This window comes from Acidiphilium rubrum (assembly GCF_900156265.1).
Classification (GTDB): Bacteria; Pseudomonadota; Alphaproteobacteria; order Acetobacterales; family Acetobacteraceae; genus Acidiphilium; species Acidiphilium rubrum.
The window spans coordinates 32,002-54,108 of record NZ_FTNE01000008.1 but is presented as its reverse complement, the minus strand read 5'-3'; the positions used below and the strand labels follow the sequence as shown (position 1 = coordinate 54,108).

General features: G+C 64.6%; 21 protein-coding genes and 1 tRNA gene. 14 read left to right on the top strand and 8 right to left on the bottom strand.

All coding sequences use genetic code 11. The features are described 5' to 3' along the window. Nucleotides 1–2: 2 nt before the first annotated feature. The gene (locus BW994_RS07835) at nucleotides 3–1,100 is read right to left on the bottom strand and encodes a glycosyltransferase family 4 protein (RefSeq protein WP_245594045.1); all 1,098 of its coding nucleotides are present in this window, start codon (nucleotides 1,098–1,100) and stop codon (nucleotides 3–5) included. After that, the gene (locus BW994_RS07830; RefSeq protein ID WP_029310672.1) at nucleotides 1,097–2,896 is read right to left on the bottom strand and encodes a PHA/PHB synthase family protein; all 1,800 of its coding nucleotides are present in this window, start codon (nucleotides 2,894–2,896) and stop codon (nucleotides 1,097–1,099) included. Before BW994_RS07830 ends, BW994_RS07835 begins: the two co-directional genes overlap by 4 nt. 63 nt (nucleotides 2,897–2,959) lie before the next feature. Here BW994_RS07830 and BW994_RS07825 point away from each other — a divergent pair, with 63 nt between their 5' ends. The 13 genes from BW994_RS07825 (at nucleotide 2,960) to BW994_RS07755 (ending at nucleotide 16,764) form a co-directional block, all read left to right on the top strand. Next, the gene (locus BW994_RS07825; RefSeq protein WP_076454438.1) at nucleotides 2,960–3,640 is read left to right on the top strand and encodes an OmpA family protein; all 681 of its coding nucleotides are present in this window, start codon (nucleotides 2,960–2,962) and stop codon (nucleotides 3,638–3,640) included. Between the two features lie 47 nt (nucleotides 3,641–3,687). After that, nucleotides 3,688–4,899, top strand: coding sequence for an LL-diaminopimelate aminotransferase (locus BW994_RS07820; protein ID WP_029310674.1), 1,212 nt, complete (start codon nucleotides 3,688–3,690; stop codon nucleotides 4,897–4,899). Next, entirely contained in the window at nucleotides 4,896–6,179 is a 1,284-nt protein-coding gene (locus BW994_RS07815; RefSeq protein WP_029310675.1) for a homoserine dehydrogenase, read from the top strand. Before BW994_RS07820 ends, BW994_RS07815 begins: the two co-directional genes overlap by 4 nt. Before the next feature lie 30 nt (nucleotides 6,180–6,209). Continuing rightward, on the top strand, nucleotides 6,210–7,232 hold the full coding sequence (glpX, locus tag BW994_RS07810) for a class II fructose-bisphosphatase (RefSeq protein WP_035227935.1): 1,023 nt from the start codon (nucleotides 6,210–6,212) through the stop codon (nucleotides 7,230–7,232). Then, the gene (gene recJ / locus BW994_RS07805; protein WP_029310677.1) at nucleotides 7,229–9,001 is read left to right on the top strand and encodes a single-stranded-DNA-specific exonuclease RecJ; all 1,773 of its coding nucleotides are present in this window, start codon (nucleotides 7,229–7,231) and stop codon (nucleotides 8,999–9,001) included. The genes glpX and recJ overlap by 4 nt, the downstream gene beginning before the upstream one ends. Nucleotides 9,002–9,036: 35 nt before the next feature. Beyond that, a tRNA-Glu gene (locus tag BW994_RS07800) sits at nucleotides 9,037–9,112 on the top strand. A 207-nt stretch (nucleotides 9,113–9,319) separates the two neighbouring features. Further along, on the top strand, nucleotides 9,320–10,006 hold the full coding sequence (locus BW994_RS07795) for a glutathione S-transferase family protein (RefSeq protein ID WP_029310678.1): 687 nt from the start codon (nucleotides 9,320–9,322) through the stop codon (nucleotides 10,004–10,006). 136 nt (nucleotides 10,007–10,142) lie between these two features. Next, nucleotides 10,143–11,063 carry a proline iminopeptidase-family hydrolase gene (locus BW994_RS07790; RefSeq protein ID WP_029310679.1) on the top strand — a complete coding sequence of 307 codons (921 nt, stop codon included), beginning with the start codon at nucleotides 10,143–10,145 and terminating at the stop codon, nucleotides 11,061–11,063. A gap of 11 nt (nucleotides 11,064–11,074) precedes the next feature. Then, complete coding sequence (locus BW994_RS07785; protein WP_029310680.1) at nucleotides 11,075–12,751, top strand: ABC transporter substrate-binding protein; 1,677 nt, start codon at nucleotides 11,075–11,077, stop codon at nucleotides 12,749–12,751. A gap of 13 nt (nucleotides 12,752–12,764) precedes the next feature. Then, nucleotides 12,765–13,790 carry an ABC transporter permease gene (locus BW994_RS07780; protein ID WP_029310681.1) on the top strand — a complete coding sequence of 342 codons (1,026 nt, stop codon included), beginning with the start codon at nucleotides 12,765–12,767 and terminating at the stop codon, nucleotides 13,788–13,790. Then, nucleotides 13,787–14,752: an ABC transporter permease gene (locus tag BW994_RS07775; RefSeq protein ID WP_029310682.1), complete on the top strand. Its 966-nt coding sequence runs from the start codon at nucleotides 13,787–13,789 to the stop codon at nucleotides 14,750–14,752. Before BW994_RS07780 ends, BW994_RS07775 begins: the two co-directional genes overlap by 4 nt. 48 nt (nucleotides 14,753–14,800) lie before the next feature. Beyond that, nucleotides 14,801–15,772 carry an ABC transporter ATP-binding protein gene (locus tag BW994_RS18865; RefSeq protein WP_051657143.1) on the top strand — a complete coding sequence of 324 codons (972 nt, stop codon included), beginning with the start codon at nucleotides 14,801–14,803 and terminating at the stop codon, nucleotides 15,770–15,772. Then, nucleotides 15,769–16,764: an ABC transporter ATP-binding protein gene (locus BW994_RS07755; protein WP_029310684.1), complete on the top strand. Its 996-nt coding sequence runs from the start codon at nucleotides 15,769–15,771 to the stop codon at nucleotides 16,762–16,764. The genes BW994_RS18865 and BW994_RS07755 overlap by 4 nt, the downstream gene beginning before the upstream one ends. A gap of 28 nt (nucleotides 16,765–16,792) precedes the next feature. On the opposite strand, the gene panE is transcribed toward BW994_RS07755, so the two are convergent. Together panE and BW994_RS07745 are read right to left on the bottom strand one after the other, a co-directional pair. Then, nucleotides 16,793–17,737: a 2-dehydropantoate 2-reductase gene (gene panE / locus BW994_RS07750; RefSeq protein WP_245594046.1), complete on the bottom strand. Its 945-nt coding sequence runs from the start codon at nucleotides 17,735–17,737 to the stop codon at nucleotides 16,793–16,795. A gap of 3 nt (nucleotides 17,738–17,740) precedes the next feature. Next, on the bottom strand, nucleotides 17,741–18,181 hold the full coding sequence (locus BW994_RS07745) for a PaaI family thioesterase (protein ID WP_029310686.1): 441 nt from the start codon (nucleotides 18,179–18,181) through the stop codon (nucleotides 17,741–17,743). Between the two features lie 98 nt (nucleotides 18,182–18,279). Between BW994_RS07745 and BW994_RS07740 the strand changes: the two genes are divergently transcribed. Beyond that, complete coding sequence (locus tag BW994_RS07740; RefSeq protein WP_081848990.1) at nucleotides 18,280–18,747, top strand: winged helix-turn-helix transcriptional regulator; 468 nt, start codon at nucleotides 18,280–18,282, stop codon at nucleotides 18,745–18,747. A 29-nt stretch (nucleotides 18,748–18,776) separates the two neighbouring features. Here the strand turns inward: BW994_RS07740 and BW994_RS07735 are convergent, their stop codons facing one another. From BW994_RS07735 to BW994_RS07720, 4 genes are read right to left on the bottom strand one after another with little or no spacing between them, the layout of a single operon-like run. Further along, entirely contained in the window at nucleotides 18,777–19,484 is a 708-nt protein-coding gene (locus tag BW994_RS07735; RefSeq protein ID WP_029310688.1) for an ABC transporter ATP-binding protein, read from the bottom strand. Beyond that, nucleotides 19,481–20,203, bottom strand: a complete 723-nt coding sequence (locus BW994_RS07730; RefSeq protein ID WP_029310689.1) for an ATP-binding cassette domain-containing protein — start codon at nucleotides 20,201–20,203, stop codon at nucleotides 19,481–19,483. The genes BW994_RS07735 and BW994_RS07730 overlap by 4 nt, the downstream gene beginning before the upstream one ends. Continuing rightward, nucleotides 20,200–21,234, bottom strand: a complete 1,035-nt coding sequence (locus BW994_RS07725) for an ABC transporter permease subunit (RefSeq protein WP_029310690.1) — start codon at nucleotides 21,232–21,234, stop codon at nucleotides 20,200–20,202. The genes BW994_RS07730 and BW994_RS07725 overlap by 4 nt, the downstream gene beginning before the upstream one ends. Then, the gene (locus BW994_RS07720; protein ID WP_029310691.1) at nucleotides 21,231–22,097 is read right to left on the bottom strand and encodes an ABC transporter permease subunit; all 867 of its coding nucleotides are present in this window, start codon (nucleotides 22,095–22,097) and stop codon (nucleotides 21,231–21,233) included. The genes BW994_RS07725 and BW994_RS07720 overlap by 4 nt, the downstream gene beginning before the upstream one ends. Nucleotides 22,098–22,107 lie beyond the last annotated feature (10 nt).

The window sequence follows — 22,107 nt, the reverse complement described above, 5'->3', positions numbered from 1 at the left end:
GGTCATAGCGCCGTTTTTTCGCCACGCAATGTCTGCAGGCGGGCGGCGATGACCGGCGTGTCGAAGGCGCGGGCGCGGGCGATGCCGGCGGCGGCGCGCATTTCGCGGGCATGATCATCGGTGGCGAGGGCTGTGATGGCCGCGGCGAGGGCAGCGGCGTCGCCCGGGTCGATCAGGATGGCGGCATCGCCGGTAACCTCCGGCAGGCCGCCGGTGTTCGTTGCGATCAGCGCCGCACCGCTGGCCAGCGCTTCGAGGGCGGTCAGGCCGAACGGTTCCGGCCAGCGCGACGGCACGACGACGATGGCGGCCGTGGCCATGGCGGCGAGCACGTCGGCGTGGGGACGATAGCCGGCGAAGCCGATGCCAGCGGCTTTGGCGGCCGCGCGCATGGCGGCGACATACGGGGTTTCGGCGCTGTTCGGGCCGAACCGGTCGCCGCCGATGATGGTCGCTTGCCAGCCTGGCAGATGGGGCAGGGCACTGGCGCAGGCGGTGATGAAATCGGCGATGCCCTTGGGCTCGACGATGCGGCCGGCGAACAGGATGGTGCGGCTGCGCGAGGTTGTCGGCGGCGGTAGTTCGGCAAGGGTCAGCGGGTTGGGCAGCGCGATCGGGCGGTGCGTGGGGCTGACGCGCGTGGCGGGCGGCAACGACGTGCCGAAGCGCTCGGCAAGATAGGTCGAGACGCAGATGACCCGGTGCAGACGCGTCATGATGTGGGCGCGCTGTGCGGCGCGCTTCAGCCCGCGCATGGTCAGTGGGTCGTTATGGATGAACAGCATCACGCGCGAGCGGGGCATCAGGCGCGCGATCGTTACGGCGAGGCGGGGCTGCTGGTGGATTTCGATGCTGGCGGGCTGGAGGGCGAGCAGGTGGCGTAGGACGTTCATGCCATAGATCAGTGGCGGCCGACCGTGCGCTGGTCGATAGTCGATGCCGGGAAAGACAGCGGGTTCGGCTCGGCCGATGACGCACGCGCCGGCGGCATGGGCCAGGCGCTGGACGACCAGGGCGATGGCGCCGGCACGGCCCGGCGCGAAACCCTCGCTCGCCGGCAGCACCATGGCGATGCCGGCGGGCGGCCGCCCGGGCTTCAAGCAGCGCGGACCTTGACGTATTCGCCGGGCGCATCGGCGAGGGCGTGCAGCTTGCCGCTGCCGGGGATGCGAGCGGCAACCCGGGTTTTTTCACGCGGGGCGAGCCAGCGCTGCCAATCGGGCCACCAGGACCCGGCAACCTCGGTGGCACCGTCCATCCACTCCGCCGCGGCTGCGGGCAGGGCGTCGTTGACGAAATGATTGTATTTGCCGCTGCCGGGCGGGTTGACGACCCCCGCGATATGACCCGAAGCGGCCAGCACGAAGCGCTTGGGGCCGGCCATCACCTGGGTGGCCTGGTAGGTGCTGGCCCAGGGTGCGATGTGATCCTCACGGCAGGACAGGAAATAGACCGGGATGGTGATGCGCCGTAGATCGACGCTGGTGTTATCGAGCGTCAGGCCGCCGGGTTCGATCAGGCGATTGTTCTGGTACATGTTGCGCAGATAAAATGAGTGCATCGCGGCCGGCATGCGGGTGGAATCGGAATTCCAGTAGAGCAGGTCGAACGGGAACGAATCATTGCCCAGCAAGTAGTTGTTGACGACGAAGCTCCAGATCAGATCGTTCGAGCGCAGCATGTTGAAGGTGGTCGCCATTTCGGCCCCTTCGAGATAGCCGCGCTTGTTCATTTTGTCTTCGAGTGCGCCGAGTTGTTCCTCGTCGATGAACACGCCAAGCTCGCCGACATCGGTGAAGTCGGTCAGTGTTACGAGGAACGTGGCGGATTTGATCCGTTTGTCGTTACGCGCCGCCATGACCGCGAGGGTTGCGGCCAATAGCGTGCCGCCGAGACAATAGCCGACCGCGTTGACATTGCGTTCGCCGGTTGCCGCCTCGATCGCGCCGAGCGCGGCGAAGACGCCCTCGTTCATATAATCGGCGAAATCCTTGGCGGCGAGGTGTTCATCGGGGTTGACCCAGCTTGCCACGAACACGGTGTGGCCCTGTTCCACCGCCCAGCGGATGAAGCTGTTTTTCGGCTTGAGGTCCAGGATGTAGAATTTGTTGATCCAGGGCGGAAAGATCACCAGCGGGGTCTTGATGACGGTTTCGGTGGTCGGCGCGTACTGGATCAGCTCCATCAGATCGTTGCGGAAAATAACCTTGCCGGGACTGACCGCGATGTTGCCACCGACGCTGAACTGATCGGCATCGGTCATGCGGATGTGCAACTTGCCGTGGCCGGCTTCGAGGTCGCGCAGCAGGTTCTGCAGGCCGCGCATCAGGTTTTCACCGCCCGATTCGATGGTTTTGCGCAAGACCTGCGGGTTGGTCAGCGCGAAGTTCGACGGGCTCATCGCGTCCATGAACTGGCGGGAATAGAAATCGACCTTCTGGGCGGTCTTGGGATCGAGTCCATCGACCCGCTTGACCACGTCCTGGACGAAGCGCGCCGAGAGCAGGTAACTCTGGCGGATGAAGTCGAATATCTCGCTCTCGTTCCAGCCCGCATCCGCGAAGCGTTTGTCCTTGGGGTCGACCGCGATGACCGGTGCGGTCTGCATGCCCATCAGGCGGCGCGTCGAATGCTGCCACAGCGTCATGTAGTCCTGCCAGAAGCCCATCTGCGCTTCGATCAGCTTGGTGGGATTGGCGATCATGCGCGCGGTCATTTCCATGAAGGCACCGCCGATGTTCAACGGGTCGACCGTCATGCCGCGGTCGGACTGGCGCTGCAGCCATTCGCTGACGATGCGTTGGGATCGGGCACCGATGTCCGCCATGGTGCGGGAATAGACCGCGGGGTCGGGCATTGGCAGCTTGCCGGGTTCGGGATTTTGCGGGTCGGTCATGGGGACTCCTTTCGGCTCCGTGATCGAGGCGCTAGAGAAAGGTCTGCTGAGCGAGGAGCCGGAATGGTCTATACCCAAGTTTCACGGAAGCCCGAAATGGTGCAATGCCGCATGGAACACGCGTGGCGGCGCGGCCTGGGTGGTGCGATGGCGCTGCTTGCGGTGGTGACGCTGGCCGGTTGTGCGACGTATGATCCGTTGACCGCGTATCATCGCTACGAGGGCGGCGTGATCGGGCATAATCCGCCGCCGGCGCCGGGGCTGCATGATAGCTTTCCCAACCTGGCATCGGTGCCGCCCAAGCCTCCGGTATTGTCGCCGATGGTGCAGCGGGCGGTTCGCCAACAGTTACTGGCAGCCAATCATCATCAGAATGCCATGCCGGTGCCGGGCGCGACACCGGTTGTTCCGGCAAAAGCGGCACCACAGGCCATTTTGACGCCGCCGGCCGTTCTGGTCGGATTTCAGCCGGATCGGGCGATCTTGTCGCACCGCGATCGCGTGGCACTGCAAGCTCTGATCGCGCGGCGCGCGGCGACGCCCGGTGCTGGAGGTGTGGCGGTGGTTGCAATGGGATTTGCGTCGGACCGCACGCCGGCCGGGTTGAAGCTGGCGTTGCTGCGGGCAACCGCAATCGCCAATGCGCTCAGCGCAGCCGGAGTGCCGGTATCTGTCATTCGCATCGAAGCGCTCACGGCGGGTCGCGGTGGTGCGGCGCAACTGCTATACGCCGGAGCGACGTAATAAACTGTCGCAACAATAATCTTGCTTCACCTTCGCCAGGACCGACCATGACCGAGGAATTCCATCGTATCCGCCGCCTGCCACCCTACGTGTTCGCCGAGGTCAATCAGGCCAAGGCGGCGGCGCGCAACGCGCGGGAAGACATCATCGACCTCGGCATGGGCAACCCCGACAGCGCCACGCCGCCGCATATCGTGGCCAAGCTGATCGAGACCGTCGCTGACCCGCGCAGCCATCGCTATTCGACCAGCAAGGGCATTCCCGGCCTGCGCCGCGCGCTCGCCGCCTATTACGATCGCCGGTTCGGCGTGAAGCTCAACCCGGATACCGAAGTCATCGCGACGCTCGGCTCGAAAGAGGGGCTGGCCAATCTGGCCAATGCGATCACCTCGCCGGGTGATACCATCCTGGTACCGAACCCGTCCTATCCGATCCATCAGTTCGGCTTCATCATCGCGGGTGCCTCGGTGCGCTCGGTGCCGGCGACGCCGGACGAGACGATGCTGCATGCGCTGGAGCGCGCGGTGAAGCATTCGGTGCCGCGGCCGACGGCGCTGATTGTGAATTTTCCTTCAAATCCAACCGCTTATTTGGCGACGCTGGATTTTTACAAGGACATCGTCGCCTTCGCCCGCAAGCATGAGATTTTTATTTTGTCCGATCTGGCCTATGCGGAAATCTATTTCGAGGGTGAGCCGCCGCCCTCGGTGCTGCAGGTCAACGGCGCCAAGGAGTTCACCGTCGAGTTCACCTCGATGTCGAAAACCTATTCGATGCCGGGCTGGCGAATGGGATTTGCGGCGGGGAATCCGCGGTTGATTTCGGCGCTGGCGCGAATGAAATCCTACCTCGATTACGGCGCCTTCACACCGATTCAGGTGGCGGCGACGGCGGCGCTGAACGGACCGCAGGATTGCGTTGATCAGATGCGCGCCCTTTATAAGGAGCGGCGCGACGTGCTGATCAAGGGCCTGGCTCAGGCCGGGTGGGACGTGCCGAGCCCGGCGGGGTCGATGTTTGCCTGGGCGCCGATCCCCGCGCGGTATGCGCATCTCGGTTCGGTGGATTTTGCCAAGCTGCTGCTCGAGCGGGCGAAGGTTGCGGTGGCGCCCGGTATCGGGTTCGGCGAGTATGGCGATACCCATGTGCGGATCGCGCTGGTCGAGAACACGCATAGGCTGCGTCAGGCGGTGCGGAATATCCGTGGCTTCATGGCGCCGGGCAATGCGCCCGCGGTGGCGGAGACCGAGGCGGTATGACGGGCGCCCTGGCGGTCGGCATCGCCGGGCTCGGCACGGTCGGCGCCGGTGTGGTGCGGTTGCTGGCCGATCACGCAGCGCTGATCGAGGCGCGGGCGGGACGGAAGGTTACTGTAGTGGCGGTCTCCGCGCGCGATCGGGCGCGCAATCGCGGTGTTTCGCTCGAGGGGCTGCGCTGGTACGATGATCCGGTCGCCCTCGCGGCGGATACCAAGGTCGATGTGGTGGTCGAACTGATCGGCGGGGCGGACGGGCCGGCGCATGATCTGGTGATGGCGGCCTTGGCGGCCGGCAAGCCGGTCGTGACCGCGAACAAGGCGCTGATCGCGATGCGCGGCAGCGCGCTCGGCGCGATCGAGGGTGCCAGCATCCGGTTCGAGGCTGCGGTCGCCGGCGGCATTCCGGTGATCAAGGCGCTGCGCGAAGGGCTGGCGGGTGATCGGATTGCCGGTTTTGCTGGTATTTTCAACGGCACCTGCAACTACATCCTGAGCCGCATGCGCGCTGAAAAACTCGATTTCGCGACCGTGCTGGCCGATGCGCAGGCCCAGGGCTATGCCGAGGCCGATCCGTCGTTCGATATCGATGGCATCGATACCGCGCATAAACTCGCGATTCTGGCGGCGATCGCGTTCGGCCGGGAGGTCGATTTCGGTGCCGTGCATGTCGAGGGGATCAGGGGCGTCAGCGCGCTGGATATCGCCTTCGCCGAGGAGCTTGGCTACCGCATCAAACTGCTCGGCATCGCGCGCGCGACCGATGCCGGTATCGAGACCCGCGTGCATCCGGCCATGGTGCCGCTGGCCGCACCGCTTGCCCGGGTCGATGGTGTGAACAATGCCGTGGTGATCGAGGGCGATCCGGTCGGGCAGATCGTGCTGCAGGGGCGTGGCGCGGGCGCGGGACCGACCGCTTCGGCCGTGGTGGCCGATCTGATCGATCTGGCGCGCGGTCGTGCCGCCCCGATGCTGGGCGTTGCACCGCAGGCGTTGGCACGGCGCGCGGCGGTGCCGATGGCGGCGCATCGTGGGGCGTATTTTCTGCGCCTGATGGTGGTCGATCAACCGGGCGTGATCGCCGATGTGACGGCGGTGCTGCGCGATCATGGGATTTCGCTGGAATCGATGTTGCAGCATGGCCGCAGCCCCGGCGATGCTGTGGCGGTGGTATTGGTAACGCACGTGACCCAGGAAGCCGCGATGGCGGCGGCGATCACGCGGCTGGCTGCCCTTGAATCGGTGCAGGTACCGCCCGCGCTGATCCGCATCGAAACCGCCTGAATTCCAAGACAGCACCAGGAAAGAAGCGCAATGACAACCGACAAATCGCCCAGCCAGTCTGACCGGAACCTCGCCCTCGAACTGGTCCGCGTGACCGAAGCTGCAGCACTCGCCGCCTCGATCTGGATCGGGCGGGGTGACAAGAACAGCGCGGATGGCGCGGCGGTGGGCGCGATGCGTCAGGCGTTCAACGCGGTGGCGATCAACGGGCTCGTGGTGATCGGCGAAGGCGAGATGGATGAGGCGCCGATGCTCTATATCGGTGAGCGGGTCGGCGCCGGCGGACCGGAAATGGACATCGCGGTCGATCCACTCGAAGGCACATACGTGACCGCGAAGGGCGCGCCGAACGCAATCGCCGTGATCGCGCTCGCCGAGCGCGGCAATTTTCTGCATGCCCCGGACATTTACATGGACAAGATTGCCGTGGGGCCCGGGCTGCCGGCCGGCGTGGTGACGCTCAACGCCTCGGTGCGCGAGAATTTGCGCAATCTCGCGATGGCGAAACAATGCGACATCTCCGATCTGATGGTCTGCACGCTCGATCGTGAGCGGCACGCCGAAATGATCGCGCATTGCCGGGAGGCCGGCGCGCGGATCAGCCTGATCGGGGATGGTGACGTGTCGGGCCTGATTGCGGTCTCGCAGCCGGAGGCCGGTATCGACCTGTTCATCGGCTCCGGCGGCGCGCCGGAAGGCGTGCTGGCAGCGGCGGCGCTGCGCTGCATCGGCGGGCAGATGCAGGGGCGGTTGCTCTATGAGGACGACGCGCAGATCGAGCGCGCCCGCGGCATGGGGATCAGCGATCCGCACCGGATTTACAGCCTGGAGGAGATGGCGCGCGGCAATGTGATGTTTGCGGCAACCGGCGTGACCTCCGGCCCGATGCTGCGCGGCGTGCGCCGGTTCGGCACGGGTGCCATTACCCACTCCACCGTGATGCGCTCGAAATCCGGCACCGTGCGTACGATCGAGGCGCGGCATAATTTCGAGACCAAGACGTGGGTCGAAAGCAAACCGGCGATCGAACCCAAGGCGGGACGCGCCTCCTGATCGAGCCCGAACCGGCGCTTGGCGTCACACACAGCCTGACGGGGCGGCGCTGGGTCTGGCGGCCGGCGGAGGAGCGGATCGCCCAGGCGATCGCGCAACGCCTGTCTGCCCCCGAACTGCTGGGTCGGTTGCTGGCGGCGCGGGGTGTTGCGGCGGAGCAGGCGGCCGATTTTCTGGACCCGACCTTGCGCGCCTATCTGCCCGATCCCTCGGTGCTGACCGATATGGACACGGCGGCGGCGCGCCTGGCCGATGCGGTGCAGGACGGCGAGACGGTAGCGATTTTCGGCGATTACGACGTCGATGGCGCGTGCAGCGGTGCCCTGATGGCGCTCGGGTTGGGGGCACTCGGGCTCGCCACGATCAATTACGTGCCGGACCGGATCCGCGAGGGCTACGGCCCGAACGCGCCCGCGCTGCTGGCGCTGGCGGGGCAGGGGGCGCGGCTGATCGTGTGCGTCGACTGCGGTGCCGCCGCGCATCAGGCGCTCGCGGCGCTGCACGGCGTGGCCGATGCGATCGTGCTGGATCACCACAAGCTCGAAGGTCCGCCGCCCGCCGTTGTCGCGACGGTCAATCCGAATCGGCTCGATGATCGGTCCGGTCTGAACAATGTCTGCGCGGCGACCATCGTGTTTCTCACCTTGATCGCGATGCAGCGCACGCTGCGCAAGCGCGGTTTTTTCACCGCGCGCCGCGAGATCGATCTGATCGCGATGCTCGATCTGGTCGCGCTGGCAACCGTGTGCGACGTGATGCCGCTAACCGGTGTGAACCGCGCGCTGGTCAGCCAGGGGCTGAAAATCATGGCGCGGCGCGCCCGGCCCGGCATTGCCGCCCTGCTCGATGTTGCCGGCGTGACCGAGGCGCCCGGTGCGATGACGTGTGGCTTTGCGCTCGGCCCGCGCATCAACGCGGCCGGACGGATAGATCAGGCCGATCTGGGCCTGCGCGCGCTGCTCGCCGCCGATCCGGCGCAGGCGACGGAGATTGCCCGGCGGCTCGATGACATCAACCGCCAGCGTCAGGCGGTCGAGGCGGATCTGCTCGATACCGCGCTGCGCCTGGCCGAGGCGCAGTTCGCCGCCGGAGCCGCGGTGGCGCTGATCAGCGGGGATGACTGGCACCCCGGCGTGGTCGGCATCGTGGCCGGGCGGATCAAGGAGGCGTTCAACCGGCCGGCGCTGGTCGCGGGGATCAGCCAGGGGCGGGCGACCGGTTCGGGCCGTTCGATCACGGGCATCGATCTGGGCAGCGCCATTATCGCCGCTCGGGAATCCGGCCTGCTGACGCGCGGCGGCGGCCATGCGATGGCGGCTGGCTTCACGCTCGAAGCTGATAAACTTGATGCCCTGCACGCGTTCCTGAACGAGCGGCTCGCCGCCGCGGCGATGCTGCCCGAGGCGGCGGAACTCTGCCTCGACGGCGCGATTGCCGCGGCCGGTGCGACCGAGGCGATCGCCGCCGAGATCGCGCGGCTCGGCCCGTTCGGCGCCGGTAATGCCGAGCCGATTTTTGTGATCGCGCGCGCGCGCGTGGTCCGCGCCGACCGGATCGGTCGCACCGAAACGACCATTCGCGCCTATGTCGACGGTGAGGCGGGCGGGCGGCTGAAGACCATGCTGTTCCGCGCCAAGGACGATGCCCTGACCACGGCGCTGCTCGACCGCTCCGGCACACCGCTGCATCTGGCGGGCCATATCCGCGCCGAACGCTGGAACGGCAAAACCACCACCAGCCTGATCCTGCAGGATGCCAGCCCGGCTTGACCCGATAATCCCACTCCGCTACCGAGAGCCACGCGGTCCCGTTCGTCTAGAGGCCTAGGACGCTGCCCTCTCACGGCGGTAACACCGGTTCGAATCCGGTACGGGATACCAACGCGTTATCAGCTATTTATCATAACGCCTTGCGATCAGGACTATGCTGTCGGCACATTGTTACGGCTTGGGCGGTGTGGCGGGCACTCCCGATGGCACGTATCATATTGGCTTAACACGATTTTCCCCTGCGCCCGCGACCGCGTTGCCCTGATCGATGCAAACCCTGGCATCCGCCACGGTCATCCAACCACGAAAGAGCGTCCAATGATAAAATTCTACTACAGCCTTGCGCCCAATCCCATGAAGGTCGCCTTGTTCCTCGAGGAAGCCGGGCTGCCCTATGAGGCGATACCGGTCGATACCCGCAAGGGCGAGCAGTTCGACACCGCCTTCGCTGCGCTCAACCCGAACAATAAAGTGCCCTGCATTGTCGATGGCGATGCCGTCGTGTTCGATAGCAACGCGATCCTGCTCTACCTCGCCGAGAAGACCGGCCGGTTTCTGCCGGAAGCGACACCGCAGGCCCGGGGTGCATTGTTGTCGTGGTTGATGTTTGTCGCCACCGGGATTGGCCCGTATTCGGGGCAGGCGGTGCACTTCCGGCATTTTGCGCCGGAGCCAAAAGAATACGCAGTTGGCCGTTACGCGTTCGAGGCGGACCGCCATTGGGGCATTGTCGATACGCATCTGGCGGACCGGCCTTATATGCTGGGCGAGACGTATACGATTGTGGATATGGCGCTTTGGGGCTGGGCGCGGATGGTGCCGTTCGTGACCGGGGATGATGCGATCTGGGCGCGGTTCGCCAACGTCAAGCGCCTGCTCGACGAGATCAGCGCGCGCCCGGCCGCTGTGCGCGCGGTCGCGATCAAGGATCGGCATGCGTTCAAGACCGAGATGGACGAGACGGCGCGGAAAATGATGTTTCGGCATATCACACCCAACGCCTGAATTTGTCGGGTTTCTAGGCGTTCTGCCTCATGCTTGCGGCGGACTGCTTCACACATAGGCAGTCCGAGTCAGAATTCGGTCGTTTTTCCGCGTTTTGTGGATGGCGCGGTGGCCTCGCGTTGTGCATGATCGCCCGATGGATGAAACGATCACACAATCGCGCGAAGGGTTCGCCCCGTTCGGTGCATGGCGGACCTGGTATCGGCTGACCGGCGCGCTGGATGGCGGCAAGCCGCCGCTGATCGTGTTGCATGGCGGCCCGGGCTGCACGCATGACTATGTCGATAGTCTGAAAGAGCTGGCGGCCACCGGCCGCGCGGTGGTGCATTACGACCAGCTCGGCGGCGGCCGTTCGACCCATTTGCCGGAGATGGGTCCACAGTTCTGGACAGTTCAGCTGTTCATCGATGAGTTGAACAATCTACTCGATCATCTGGGCATCAGGCAGAGCGGGTATCATCTGTTCGGCCAGTCCTGGGGTGGGATGCTGGGCGCGGAATTCGCGATCACGCAGCCGCCGGGCCTGCGTGCGCTGGTGATCGCCGACAGCCCGGCCTCGATGAAGACCTGGGTCGCCGAGGCGAACCGGTTGCGTGCCGCTCTGCCAGACGATGTGCAGGCGACGCTGACCCGGCACGAGGCCGATGGCACGACCGCGAGCCCCGCGTATGAGGCGGCGGTTGCGGTGTTCTATGCGAAGCATCTGTGCCGGATCGAGCCGATGCCCGATGAGGTGACCCGCACCTTCACCATGCTGGCACAAGACCCCACCGTGTATCACACCATGAACGGCCCCAGCGAGTTCCATGTGATCGGCACGTTGAAGCATTGGACCGTGGTGGACCGGGTGCACGCGATCACGGCACCCACGCTGCTGATATCGGGCAAATATGACGAGGCGACCATCGCCTGCGTGCAGCCGTTTCTGGCCGGCATTGCCGATGTGCGCTGGCATATATTCGGCAGATCCAGCCATATGCCGCATGTCGAGGAGAAGGCAGAGTGCCTTGCCCTCGTCGCGGCATTTCTGGATCGTTATCCGTTCGCATCATCTTGACAGGAGACGCCATGACCGATCGCATCAAGACCTGGCTGCTGCCCGGTATTCTGGCCGCAGGGCTGCTCCCCGGTTTCGCGCGTGCCGCGACGCCGGATGCATCCTTCGCGCAGCACAAGGGCGGTACGCTCAAACTGGTCGCGGCTTCGGCCGCCGGTACGATCGATCCGCAGGTGAATTACACCAACCAGTATTGGCAGACGTTCATCAACGTCTACGACGGTCTGGTGACGTTTCGGAAAACCTCCGGCAAGGCCAGCAACGAGATCGTGCCTGATCTGGCGACTGCGGTGCCGGCGCCGACCGACAATGGCCTGACCTATGTGTTCACATTGCGGAAAGGCATCAAATTCTCGAACGGCAAGCCGGTGACGGTGGCTGATGTGGTGGCGAGTTTCGAACGCATTTTCAAGGTGAACAACCCCAACGCGGGGTCGTGGTATAAATTCATCGTCGGCGGTGATGCCTGCATGGCCAAGCCCGCCGCCTGCACGCTGCCGAAGGGCGTGATCGCCGATGCGGCGAGCAACACCATCACGTTTCATCTGGTCTCGCCCGATCCTGAGTTTCTCGATCAGCTGGCGGTGCCGTTCGCGGTTATTCTGCCGGCCGACACGCCGGCCAAGGACATGGGCACCGTGCCGGTTCCAGGCACCGGGCCTTATATGATCACCAGCTATAATCCGCAGAAAGCGCTGATTCTCAAGCGCAATCCGTATTTCAAGCAATGGAGCGCCGAGGCGCAGCCGAACGGCTATGTCGATGAAATCGATTTCGATTTCGGCGTTACCGATGAGAACGCGGTCACCGCGATCGAGAACGGGCAGTATGATTGGGAGTTCGACCCGCTGCCCGCCGACCGGCTGGGCGAGGTCAGCACGCGGTTTCCCAATCAGGTGCATATCGACCCGCTGCTGGCCGATTACTACGCGCCGATGAACGTAAATATTCCGCCGTTCAACAACAAGGACGCGCGGCTCGCGGTGAATTACGCGCTCGATCGCCAGGCGCTGGTGAATATTTTCGGCGGCCGCAACCTTGCAACCCCGGCTTGCCAGATCTTGCCGCCCGACTTTCCCGGCTACAAACCCTATTGCCCGTACACGCTGCACCCGGGCACCACCTGGTCGGCGCCGAATATGGCGAAGGCGCAGGCGTTGATGAAAAAATCCGGCGAGATCGGCCAGAAAGTGACCGTGATCACCGATGACCAGGGCGTCGATCCCGCACTCGGCACCTATATGGCGAGCCTGCTCAACAAGCTCGGCTTCGTTGCCACCACCCATGTTCTGTCGGCGAATATTCAGTTCAACTATATTCAGAATACCAAGAACAAGGTGCAGATCAGCGTCAGCCAATGGTATCAGGATTATCCGGCGGCTTCGGATTTCCTCAATGTGCTGCTCACCTGCGGTGCAATTCATCCTGGGTCAGACAGTTCGATCAATATTTCCGGCTATTGCAGCAAGACATTCGATCAACACGTCGATGCGGTGTTGAAGACCGAGATCAGTGATCCGGCCAAGGCCAACCAGGAGTGGGCGGCGGTCGATCGTGAGGCGACCGATGCGGCGCCGTGGGCGACCATGTTCACGCCCAAGCAGCTCGATTTCGTCTCCAAGCGGGTTGGCGATTTCGTGTTCAGCGATCAGTTCCACATGTTGTTCTCGAAAATCTGGGTGAAGTGACCGGCGCGCCGCGATGAGTTTGACCAGCGAGGACGGTGCCCGCGTCGCGGCCGAGCCGGCATCCGGCCCGTGGCGCGCGGCGCTGCGCAAACTGGTGCAGAACCGCACCGCGATGGCGGCGGCGCTGGTGTTGGTCCTCGTCGTGCTGGCCTGCATCGCGGCACCGCTTTATGCGAAATATGTCGCGCACACCGACCCGTTCGGCTCTAACCTCGATGGTCAGATCACGATCGGCGGTAAATCGGTGCCGGTGATGCAGCCCTCGCCGACCGGGCTTGGGATGACGCCGATCGGGCCGACCTGGCGGGCGCAGTATTTTCTGGGCGCGGATAATCAGGGGCGCGATGTAGCGGCGCGCATGCTGTACGGCGGGCGGAATTCGTTGCTGATCGCGACCGGTTCGACCTTGATCTGTCTCGCTCTCGCCGGGCTGGTCGGCGTGGTGGCCGGGTTCAGCGGTGGCATCGTCGATACCGTGCTGGCCCGCGCGCTCGATGTGCTGTGGGCGTTTCCGGTCTATATGTTGGCGATTTCGCTGTCGGTCGTGCTGATCAGCCATGGTTTGAAGCTCGGGCCTTTCACCCTGCAGGCCGATAGTCTGCTGATCCCGGTGATCATCATCGGCGTGGTCTATGTGCCTTATGTCGCGCGGCCGATCCGCGGGCAGGTGATCAGCCTCGCGCGCAGCGATTTCGTGTTGGCGTCCCGCTGCCTCGGTGTGGCGCGGCGGCGGATTTTGTTGCGCGACATCGTGCCCAACGTGACCACCACGCTCATCGTGTTTGCGCCGCTGATGATGGCGCTGAACATGCTGACCGAGGCGGCACTGTCGTTTCTGTCGATCGGCGTGCAGCCGCCGGCGGCGAGCTGGGGCACCATTATTCTCGATGGCGAGGGGCTGCTCTACACGCGGCCGATGGTGGCGCTGGCGCCGGGCATCGCCATCATGATCACCGTCGTGATGCTGAATTTTCTGGGTGATGGCGTGCGCGAGGCGTTCGATCCGCGCGCGAAGCTGCGCGTCAAGTCCGACCGATGATTCTGGTGATGGTCCGCCGGCTCGGCGAGATGGTGTTCGTGCTGGTCTCGATCAGCGTGCTGGTGTTCCTGATTTTTTTCGCGACCCCCGGCGCCGATCCGGCGGCCCGGCTGGCGGGGCGGGGTGCGACGCCGGCGACGCTTGCCGCGGTGCGCCATAGTTTCGGCCTCGATAAACCGTTGCCGGTTCAATATGTGTTGATGATGAAGCATCTGTTCGTCACGCAGGACCTCACCTCGTTCGTCAACCCGGGTGAGAAGGTGGTGCCGGCGGTGTTGCAGGCCGTGCCGGTGACGTTGTCGCTGGTGTTCGGTGCCGCGATTATCTGGGTGATCGCGGCACTGGTGGTTGGCGTGCTGGCCGCCTGGGCGCGCGATACCGTGCTCGACCGGCTGCTGATGCTGTTCAGCCTGATCGGCGTTTCGATGCCGGTGTTCTGGCTCGCCGAAGTCGCCAATCTGATCACCCAGGCGCGCTATCACGACACCTGGCTGTTCTCCTGGGTGCCGGCACTCGGCTATGTGCCGCTCAGCGTGAGCGTGGTCGGCTGGTTCAAGAGCCTGGTGATTCCGTGGACCGTGCTGGCGGTGACCTATATCGGGCTCTATGGCCGGGTGCTGCGCTCGAACCTGGTCGAGGCGATGAACGAGGATTATATCCGCACCGCGCGCGCGAAGGGATTGTCGGAACGCCAGATCATTTTGCGCCACGCGCTGCGCATGTCGCTGATCACGCTGGTGTCGATGTTCGGGTTGGATTTCGGGCTGCTGGCCGGCGGCGGGGCGCTGCTGATCGAGGTGGTCTCGGGCCTGCCGGGGGTCGGCGAATTGACCTATCAGGCGCTGCAGAATCTGGACCTGCCGTTCATCATGGCGGCGGTGCTGTATGGGGCGGTGTTCATCGTGGTCGCGAATACCGTGGTCGATATGCTGTATGCCGTGATCGACCCACGGGCGCGATAGGATGCCATGCTGGTGCGATGCAACGATGAGATGTGATGGATATGGCTCATGAACGGTGAGACGCTGCTCGAGGTCGATGACCTGCGCGTTTCGTTTCGCACAGGTCAGGGCGTATTGCCGATCGTTGAGGGTGTTTCGTTCGTGGTCAAGGCGGGCGAAATTCTCTCGGTGGTCGGTGAATCCGGCTCGGGCAAGAGCCTGACCGCGCTTGCCATCATGCGGTTGATCACCGACCCCAACGCGGTGATCACCGGCAGCGTTCGCTTCAGGGGGCAGGATCTGCTGGGCTTGCCGGAGCCGGCCATGCGGTCGCTGCGGGGCGGCGCGATTGCCATGATTTTCCAGGACCCGATGACGGCGCTGACGCCCGCCTATACGGTGGGGGCGCAGATCGTCGAGCAGATCATGGCGCATCGGAATGCCGGGCGGATGGCGGCGCGCACCCGCGCGATCGACCTGCTGGGGGCGATGGGCATCGCCTCGCCGCGCGACATCGCCGGGCGCTATCCGCATCAATTGTCGGGCGGGATGCGCCAGCGCGTGATGATCGCCATGGCGCTGTCCTGCGATCCGGCGCTGTTGATCGCCGATGAGCCGACCACGGCGCTGGATGTGACGGTGCAGGCGCAGATTCTGGAATTGATCCTGCGGCTGCGCGGCGAGTTTGGATCGTCGGTGCTGCTGATCACCCATGACATGGGGGTGGTCGCGAAGGTGGCCGACCGGGTGGTGGTGATGTATGCGGGCGCGATTGCCGAAGCCGGGGCGACCCGCGCGTTGTTCGCTCGGCCAGCGCACCCGTATACGATCGGTCTGTTGGGGGCGATTCCGCGGTTGCGCGGGCCGCGGCTTGTGCGCCTGCCGGCGATTCCCGGCGCACCGCCGGCACCGCATGATCGGCCGAGCGGCTGCGGTTTCGCGCCACGCTGCGCCGCCGCGACCGGTATTTGTGCGGCGCATCCGCCACTGATCACCCACGACGGCCACGCCGTCGCCTGTTTTCACGCGCGCGCCGCATGAGCGACGCACCGCCGCTGCTGCAGGTGCGGAACCTGACCAAACATTTCAACGTCGGCAGTCGGTTCGCGAGCGGCGGGCGGCAGGTCGTGCAGGCGCTCGACGATGTGTCGTTCGATGTGTTTGCGGGTGAGACGCTTGGCCTGGTCGGTGAATCGGGATGCGGCAAATCGACCCTCGGCCGCTGCTTGCTGCGGTTATACGATGCGGATGGCGGGCGCATTCTGTTCAACGGGCACGATATCACCGCGATGACCGAGCGCGCGCTGCGCCCGCTGCGCGCGGACATGCAGATGGTGTTTCAGGACCCCTATGCCTCGCTCAATCCGCGCCGGCGGATCGGCGATCTGCTGGCCGAGGCGTTGATCGCGCATGGTCAGACCGATGCCGCGGCGAACCGCGCGCGGTTGGCCGAGCTGATGGGGCTGGTCGGGCTGGCGCCCGATCATCTCGATCGGTTTCCCCATGAATTTTCCGGTGGCCAGCGCCAGCGCATCGGCATTGCGCGCGCGCTTGCGCTCAACCCGAAACTGATCGTGGCGGATGAACCGGTTTCGGCGCTCGATGTCTCGATCCAGGCGCAGGTCGTCAATCTGCTCGCGGATCTGCAGGAGCGGCTGGCGCTGACCTATGTGTTCATCGCGCACGATCTCAGCGTGGTCCGCCACATCGCCGATCGCGTGGCGGTGATGTATCTGGGCACCATCGTCGAGATCGGGGCGACCGATGATGTGCTGCACGAGCCCGCGCACCCTTACACCGCCGCCCTGATTTCAGCGGTGCCGGAGCCCGATCCCCTGGCGCAGACCGCGCGCACTATCTTGCAGGGCGAGCCGCCATCCCCGGCGAATCCGCCATCGGGCTGCCGGTTTCATACCCGCTGCCCGATCGCTCAGCCGCGCTGTGCTGGCGAACGCCCGAACCTGAGCGCCGATGCCGCTGGGCGCACCGTCGCCTGCCATTTTCCGCTGACGGCCGGCGGGCGGCTGCCATGAAATGCGTTGGCAACCGATCAGGGTTCGATCATCCGGGCGCTCGTTCGATCATGTGCGCCCGGCCGGCTTCGTAGCTCTTCACATGGACATAGGCGATCCTGAGAACCGGGGCGGCCGCGCCGGGCGGGCAACGCGCCAGCATGGTGCCGAGGATATGATCGGCTTCGATCCGGCCTGAGCGTTCGATATCACGCAGCATCGAGGCGGCCAGCGGCGATCCCGGAGCGGTCAGGGCTGTGCTGGTCCGTTGCCGGGCCGGTTCGCGCAGGGTGTAGCCCTGGCTGGCCGCGATCGCGGCGCACTCGCCGGCCAGCGCGAGGGCGATGGTATCGCCACCGGCGGCCACGATGTCGCCGATCGTTGCACGCATCAGGCAGGTGATGCCGGCCAGTGACGTGATGAAGACGAACTTCTCCCACATGTCCTGCATGATCGTGTCGCTGCGCTGCGTCGCGAACCGCGCGGTGGCAAACACCGTGGTGATGGCGCTGACCCGCTCTATCTGGCTGGGATCGCGGGCACCGAAGGTCAGCGACTCGATCTCGTTCAAATGCACGATCCGCCCTTCAGGGTCGAGCACGGTCGAAATGACGCATTGGCCGCCGAGGACGCGCGCGGCACCGAACGCGCGGTCCAGATCGTCGAGATGGCTGATGCCGTTCAGCAGCGGCAGGATCAGCGTATCCGGCCCGACGGCTGGAGCGAAATCGGCGATGGCGCCGGTCAGATCGTAGGCTTTGCAGCTGAGCAGGATCAGATCGAAATCGGCGGTGAGGGATGCTGCGTCCACCAGCTTTGGTGACTTGTGGTGATAGTCGCCGCGCGCACTTTTGATCACCAGACCGGTGCGCCTGAGCGCTGTGGCGCGTGCGGGGCGCACCAGAAAGGTCACGTCGGCCCCGGCCTCGGTCAACCGGCCGCCGAAATAGCCGCCGATACTGCCGGCGCCGACCACCAGGATTTTCATGGCCATGGTTTACCGCTCCATCACGATCAGGGTGGATGTCGCCGAGGCATAGAGCTTGCCCGCCGCATCGGTCAGCCGCGCTTCAGCAAAGGCAGCGCGGCGGCCGATGGATACCACGGTGCCGGTAGCCCGAACCACCCCGGTTTCGGCGGTCAGCGCCCGGTGATAAGCCACTTTGAGTTCCAGCGTCGAATACGCCTGCGACGGGCTCAGCCGGGAATGCACCGCGCAACCGCAAGCGGAATCGAGCAGCGTCGCCGCGTAGCCGCCGTGCACCGTGCCGATCGGGTTATAGACCTCGCGGCCTGGATGACCCTCGAACACCACGTGACCTTCCGCTACCTCGACTAGGTCGAACCCCATCGTGCGGCCGATCCCCGGCATTTTGCCGGCGGCGATCAGCGCGCGTAGTTGTTCGAGCCCAGTTGGGGTTTGGGTTTCGTCGCTCATCGCCTGTTCCTCAATCATGCTGGTCTTACCTTATCACTTGCATCATAATAGTGACAAGGCTACAAGCATCCGCGCGAAAGTGAAAGGATCGAAATTCGATGCGGCGCAAGAGTTTCGGCAGTTTGCAATGCCCGATCGCCCGCAGCCTGGAGCGGGTGGGTGAGTGGTGGAGCATTCTGATTTTGCGTGATGCCTTTCATGGCCTGAAGCGGTTCGATGAGTTTCAGAAAAATCTGGATATCGCGCCGAACATGCTGACACGGCGGTTGCATGCGCTGGTGGAGTCCGGCTTGCTGGAGAAGCAACGCTACAGCGAGCATCCGCCGCGCTACGACTATGTGCTGACCGAACGCGGCCGGGATTTCCGGCCGGTGCTGTCGGCGTTGCTGGCCTGGGGCAACAAGCATTTCGCACCGGAAGGGCCGAGCGTCGTGCTGGTCGATCGGCAGACCGTGGCGGAGGTGGTGCCGATGATGGTGGATGGGCGGACCGGCAAGCGCGTGGCGACCGGCCGATGCAGCGCGCCCGCACGCTCGGCCGGGGGCGGGTCCGACGGGGCGGGGTAGCGCTGTGGAACTGGGGCGGTGGCTGGGTGCTATGGCCCCATGCCGACGAATTCCGCGATCAGCGCGGGGTCGGAGATTTGCTGGGGTGTGACTTCGCGCGTGATCGTGCCTTTCTGGATGATCAGCACGGTATCGGCGAGGTCGGCGATGAAATGCAGATCCTGCTCGACCAGGATCATGGTCAGCGCCTGGGTCTGGCGCAGCTTGTGCAGCGTTTCGATGATTTCATCGACGATCGATGGTTGAATTCCCTCGGTCGGCTCATCGAGCAGGATAAGTTTGGGGCTGCCGCACAGGCAGCGCGCCAGCGCGAGCAATTGCTGCTCGCCGCCCGACAGCGCGCCGCCGGGCCGATCCAGCAGGCGGGTCAGGCGGGGGAAATCGCTCAGGACCCGTTCGATCGTGGTAGATTCATCGGTTTTGGCGAGCAGGCAGCCCATTCGCAGATTTTCATGGACGCTGAGCGATGAGAAAATGTCGCGGCCCTGCGGCACATAGCCGAGACCGAGTTTTGCCCGGCTTGCGGGTGGCAAATGGGTGATGTCCGTCCCGTCGAACCGCACGCGCCCGGCGGTGGCGGGCAGGTATCCCATCAATGCCTTCAGCAGCGTGGTCTTGCCCATGCCGTTATGGCCGAGCACGCCGACGAAACCACCGGGACTCACGGCAAGATCGATGCCGGTGAGGATCGGGATCTGGCCGTAGCCCGCGCAGAGACCTGAAACATCCAGCATCATGCTGCCCTTTTTCCGAGATAGACATCGCGCACCGCCTGGTTGGCCAGCACGTGTTCGACGTTGTCTTCCACTAGAATTCTGCCCTGGTTGAACACCGTGACTTGCTTGGCGATCATGCGGATGAACTGCATGTCGTGCTCGACGACGATGAGCGCCTTGGTACGGTTGATTTCGCGGATCAATTGCGCAGTCCTGGCGACTTCCTCATGCGTCATGCCCGCGGCCGGTTCGTCGAGCAGGATGAGGTCGGGTTCCTGGGCGAGCACCGCGCCGATTTCGACCCATTGGCGCTGGCCGTGGGCGAGCACGCCGACCAGGCGATCCGCGATGTCGGTCAGGGCCAATCTTGCCAGCACCTCATCGACGATGGCGCGCGCACGGGCCGGCTTGTTGATCCGGATGGCCGAGACATAGAGGTTTTCGCGGACGATCAGGCCGTTGAACACGTTGGGGATCTGCGTCTTGATGCCGACGCCGAGCCGCGCGATCTCGTGCGTTTTTGCGTGGGTCACGTCGTGACCACGGAATTTGATCGTCCCCGTGCTGGGGGCCAACTGGCCGGTCAGTAGCTTGAAGAACGTGCTCTTGCCGGCGCCGTTCGGCCCGATCAGGCAGCGCAATTCGCCCTCGGCGAGGCTGAAATCGACGGTATCGACCGCGGTGACGCCGCCGAACCGCTTGCTCACGCCGCTCGCCTGCAGCAAAGCCGTGCCGCTCATGGTGCCGTCACCGTCTGTGACGATGCGCCTGCCCGCCTGCGCGCCGGAATGACGCGCGCGAGTTGCGCGGCGATGGCCGGCACCACCCCCTGTGGCACCAGCAAGACGAAGCCGAGCAGAATGACACCCAAAATCAGATTGGCATCAAAACGATGTTGCGTGCCGGTGAGGGTGATCAGATATTCGATCGCCACGGCGCCCATGATCGGCCCCAGCAATGTGCCGATGCCGCCGAGCAGGACGAATATGATGATCTGGGCCGATTGCGCGAGGCTGAAGGCGGTCGGGCTGATGAAGCCGCCCCAGTTGGTGAAGAGGCAACCGGAGAGACCGGCAATGCCGCCGCCGATGGCGAAGGCGACGAGTTTGTAGAAGCGTGGATCATAGCCGAGCAGCATCGCCCTGGTCTCGTTTTCGCGGATGGCGACGAGCACCCGGCCGAACCGGCTGGCGAGCAGCAGCCGCAAGCCGGTATACACGGCCATCAGCAGGATCATGCTGAGGATAAAAAACTGGAGTGGGCTCAGCGCTGCCGAAGGATCGCCCGGCAGGTTGATCGGCGGCACCGAAGGCATACCGTTGAAGCCGCCGAGTTCGGCGGCGCCGATGTGGTATTGCGAACCCGAGGTCGAGTTCATCACGTTATACAGGATAACCGCGACGGTCAGCGTGATCACGCCCATATAGGCATCGCTGATCCGGCCATAGAACATGAAATATCCGAGCATTGCGGCAAACGCCGCCGGTACCGCAATCGCCAGCAGGACCGCCCAGCTCGATCCGCCGAAATCGATCGCGGCAATGGCATAGGCATAGCCGCCGAGCCCGAAAAAGGCGGATTGGCCAAAACACATGATGCCGCCGAAGCCCCAGATGAAGCCGAGGCTGAGCGCCAGCACGGCCATGGCGATGAACACCGTGGCCTGCACCAGGCCGAACATGCCATCGATCAGCGGCAGGGCGATCGTGACGATCACGCCCGCCGCGATCACCAATGCAAACCCGGCGCGGCCGGTGAACAGCGGGCTCATAGGCTCCTCCGAAAGAACCGCCCGGTGATACCTTGCGGCAGAATGCGGATCATGATGATCGCCGCGATCAGCAACGCGACCTGACCGATCACCGGCGTGGTCTGGAATGTAACGATCTGGTCGATCGTGCCGAACAGGGCCGAGGCCAGGCCGCTGCCTGTGACGATTGCGGCACCACCGCCGATCACGGTGATGAACGCCTTGGCGATATAGGCCGCCCCCATGCCGGGTGCGACGCCCGCGACCGGTGCCAGCACGCCGCCGGCGAGCCCGGTGAGCGCCGCGCCGAGCGCGAAGGTGAGCATGTAGATGCGGTTAGGTGCGACGCCCAGCGCGGCGGCCATTGGCGGGTTCTGCATGGTTGCCCGCACGATCAGGCCGAATTTGGTAAAGCGCAGCACGCTCCAAACGCCGCCCAGCATGGCGGCGGCGACCGCGATGCTGAACACGCTGTAGAGGCTTGCGTGATACGGCCCGATGTTGAAGGCACCGAGCGGTGCCGAAACCCCCTCGACCGTGGTGCCGAACAGCGTGGTGATGCCGCCGATCATGAACAGGCTGAGGCCCCAGGTTGCCAGCATCGTGTCGATCAGCCTGCCGTACAGGAACCGGATGATGCAGCGTTCGACCAGCAGGCCGAACAGCCCGACCACGATGGGCGAGACGATGAGAATCGACACCCATAGATTGACGCCGGCATTGGTGCTCAGCACCGTCGCGTAGGCGCCGAGCATCAGGAATTCGCCGTGTGCGAGATTGATGATCCGCATCATGCCGTAAATCACGGCGAGCCCGATACTGATCAGCACGAGAACAGCGATGCCGTTGATGATGTTGAACAGGATAAGACCGAGCAACGCCATGTGCTTGTCC

What these genes read in the sequence shown, in the direction of transcription:
- BW994_RS07830 (WP_029310672.1), bottom strand. Translation starts at nt 2,896, where the DNA reads ATGACCGACCCGCAAAATCCCGAACCCGGCAAGCTGCCAATGCCCGAC.
- BW994_RS07825 (WP_076454438.1), top strand. Translation starts at nt 2,960, where the DNA reads ATGGTCTATACCCAAGTTTCACGGAAGCCCGAAATGGTGCAATGCCGC.
- BW994_RS07820 (WP_029310674.1), top strand. Translation starts at nt 3,688, where the DNA reads ATGACCGAGGAATTCCATCGTATCCGCCGCCTGCCACCCTACGTGTTC.
- BW994_RS07815 (WP_029310675.1), top strand. Translation starts at nt 4,896, where the DNA reads ATGACGGGCGCCCTGGCGGTCGGCATCGCCGGGCTCGGCACGGTCGGC.
- glpX (WP_035227935.1), top strand. Translation starts at nt 6,210, where the DNA reads ATGACAACCGACAAATCGCCCAGCCAGTCTGACCGGAACCTCGCCCTC.
- BW994_RS07795 (WP_029310678.1), top strand. Translation starts at nt 9,320, where the DNA reads ATGATAAAATTCTACTACAGCCTTGCGCCCAATCCCATGAAGGTCGCC.
- BW994_RS07790 (WP_029310679.1), top strand. Translation starts at nt 10,143, where the DNA reads ATGGATGAAACGATCACACAATCGCGCGAAGGGTTCGCCCCGTTCGGT.
- BW994_RS07785 (WP_029310680.1), top strand. Translation starts at nt 11,075, where the DNA reads ATGACCGATCGCATCAAGACCTGGCTGCTGCCCGGTATTCTGGCCGCA.
- BW994_RS07780 (WP_029310681.1), top strand. Translation starts at nt 12,765, where the DNA reads ATGAGTTTGACCAGCGAGGACGGTGCCCGCGTCGCGGCCGAGCCGGCA.
- BW994_RS07775 (WP_029310682.1), top strand. Translation starts at nt 13,787, where the DNA reads ATGATTCTGGTGATGGTCCGCCGGCTCGGCGAGATGGTGTTCGTGCTG.
- BW994_RS18865 (WP_051657143.1), top strand. Translation starts at nt 14,801, where the DNA reads ATGAACGGTGAGACGCTGCTCGAGGTCGATGACCTGCGCGTTTCGTTT.
- BW994_RS07755 (WP_029310684.1), top strand. Translation starts at nt 15,769, where the DNA reads ATGAGCGACGCACCGCCGCTGCTGCAGGTGCGGAACCTGACCAAACAT.
- panE (WP_245594046.1), bottom strand. Translation starts at nt 17,737, where the DNA reads ATGGCCATGAAAATCCTGGTGGTCGGCGCCGGCAGTATCGGCGGCTAT.
- BW994_RS07745 (WP_029310686.1), bottom strand. Translation starts at nt 18,181, where the DNA reads ATGAGCGACGAAACCCAAACCCCAACTGGGCTCGAACAACTACGCGCG.
- BW994_RS07740 (WP_081848990.1), top strand. Translation starts at nt 18,280, where the DNA reads ATGCGGCGCAAGAGTTTCGGCAGTTTGCAATGCCCGATCGCCCGCAGC.
- BW994_RS07735 (WP_029310688.1), bottom strand. Translation starts at nt 19,484, where the DNA reads ATGATGCTGGATGTTTCAGGTCTCTGCGCGGGCTACGGCCAGATCCCG.
- BW994_RS07730 (WP_029310689.1), bottom strand. Translation starts at nt 20,203, where the DNA reads ATGAGCGGCACGGCTTTGCTGCAGGCGAGCGGCGTGAGCAAGCGGTTC.
- BW994_RS07725 (WP_029310690.1), bottom strand. Translation starts at nt 21,234, where the DNA reads ATGAGCCCGCTGTTCACCGGCCGCGCCGGGTTTGCATTGGTGATCGCG.
- BW994_RS07720 (WP_029310691.1), bottom strand. Translation starts at nt 22,097, where the DNA reads ATGGCGTTGCTCGGTCTTATCCTGTTCAACATCATCAACGGCATCGCT.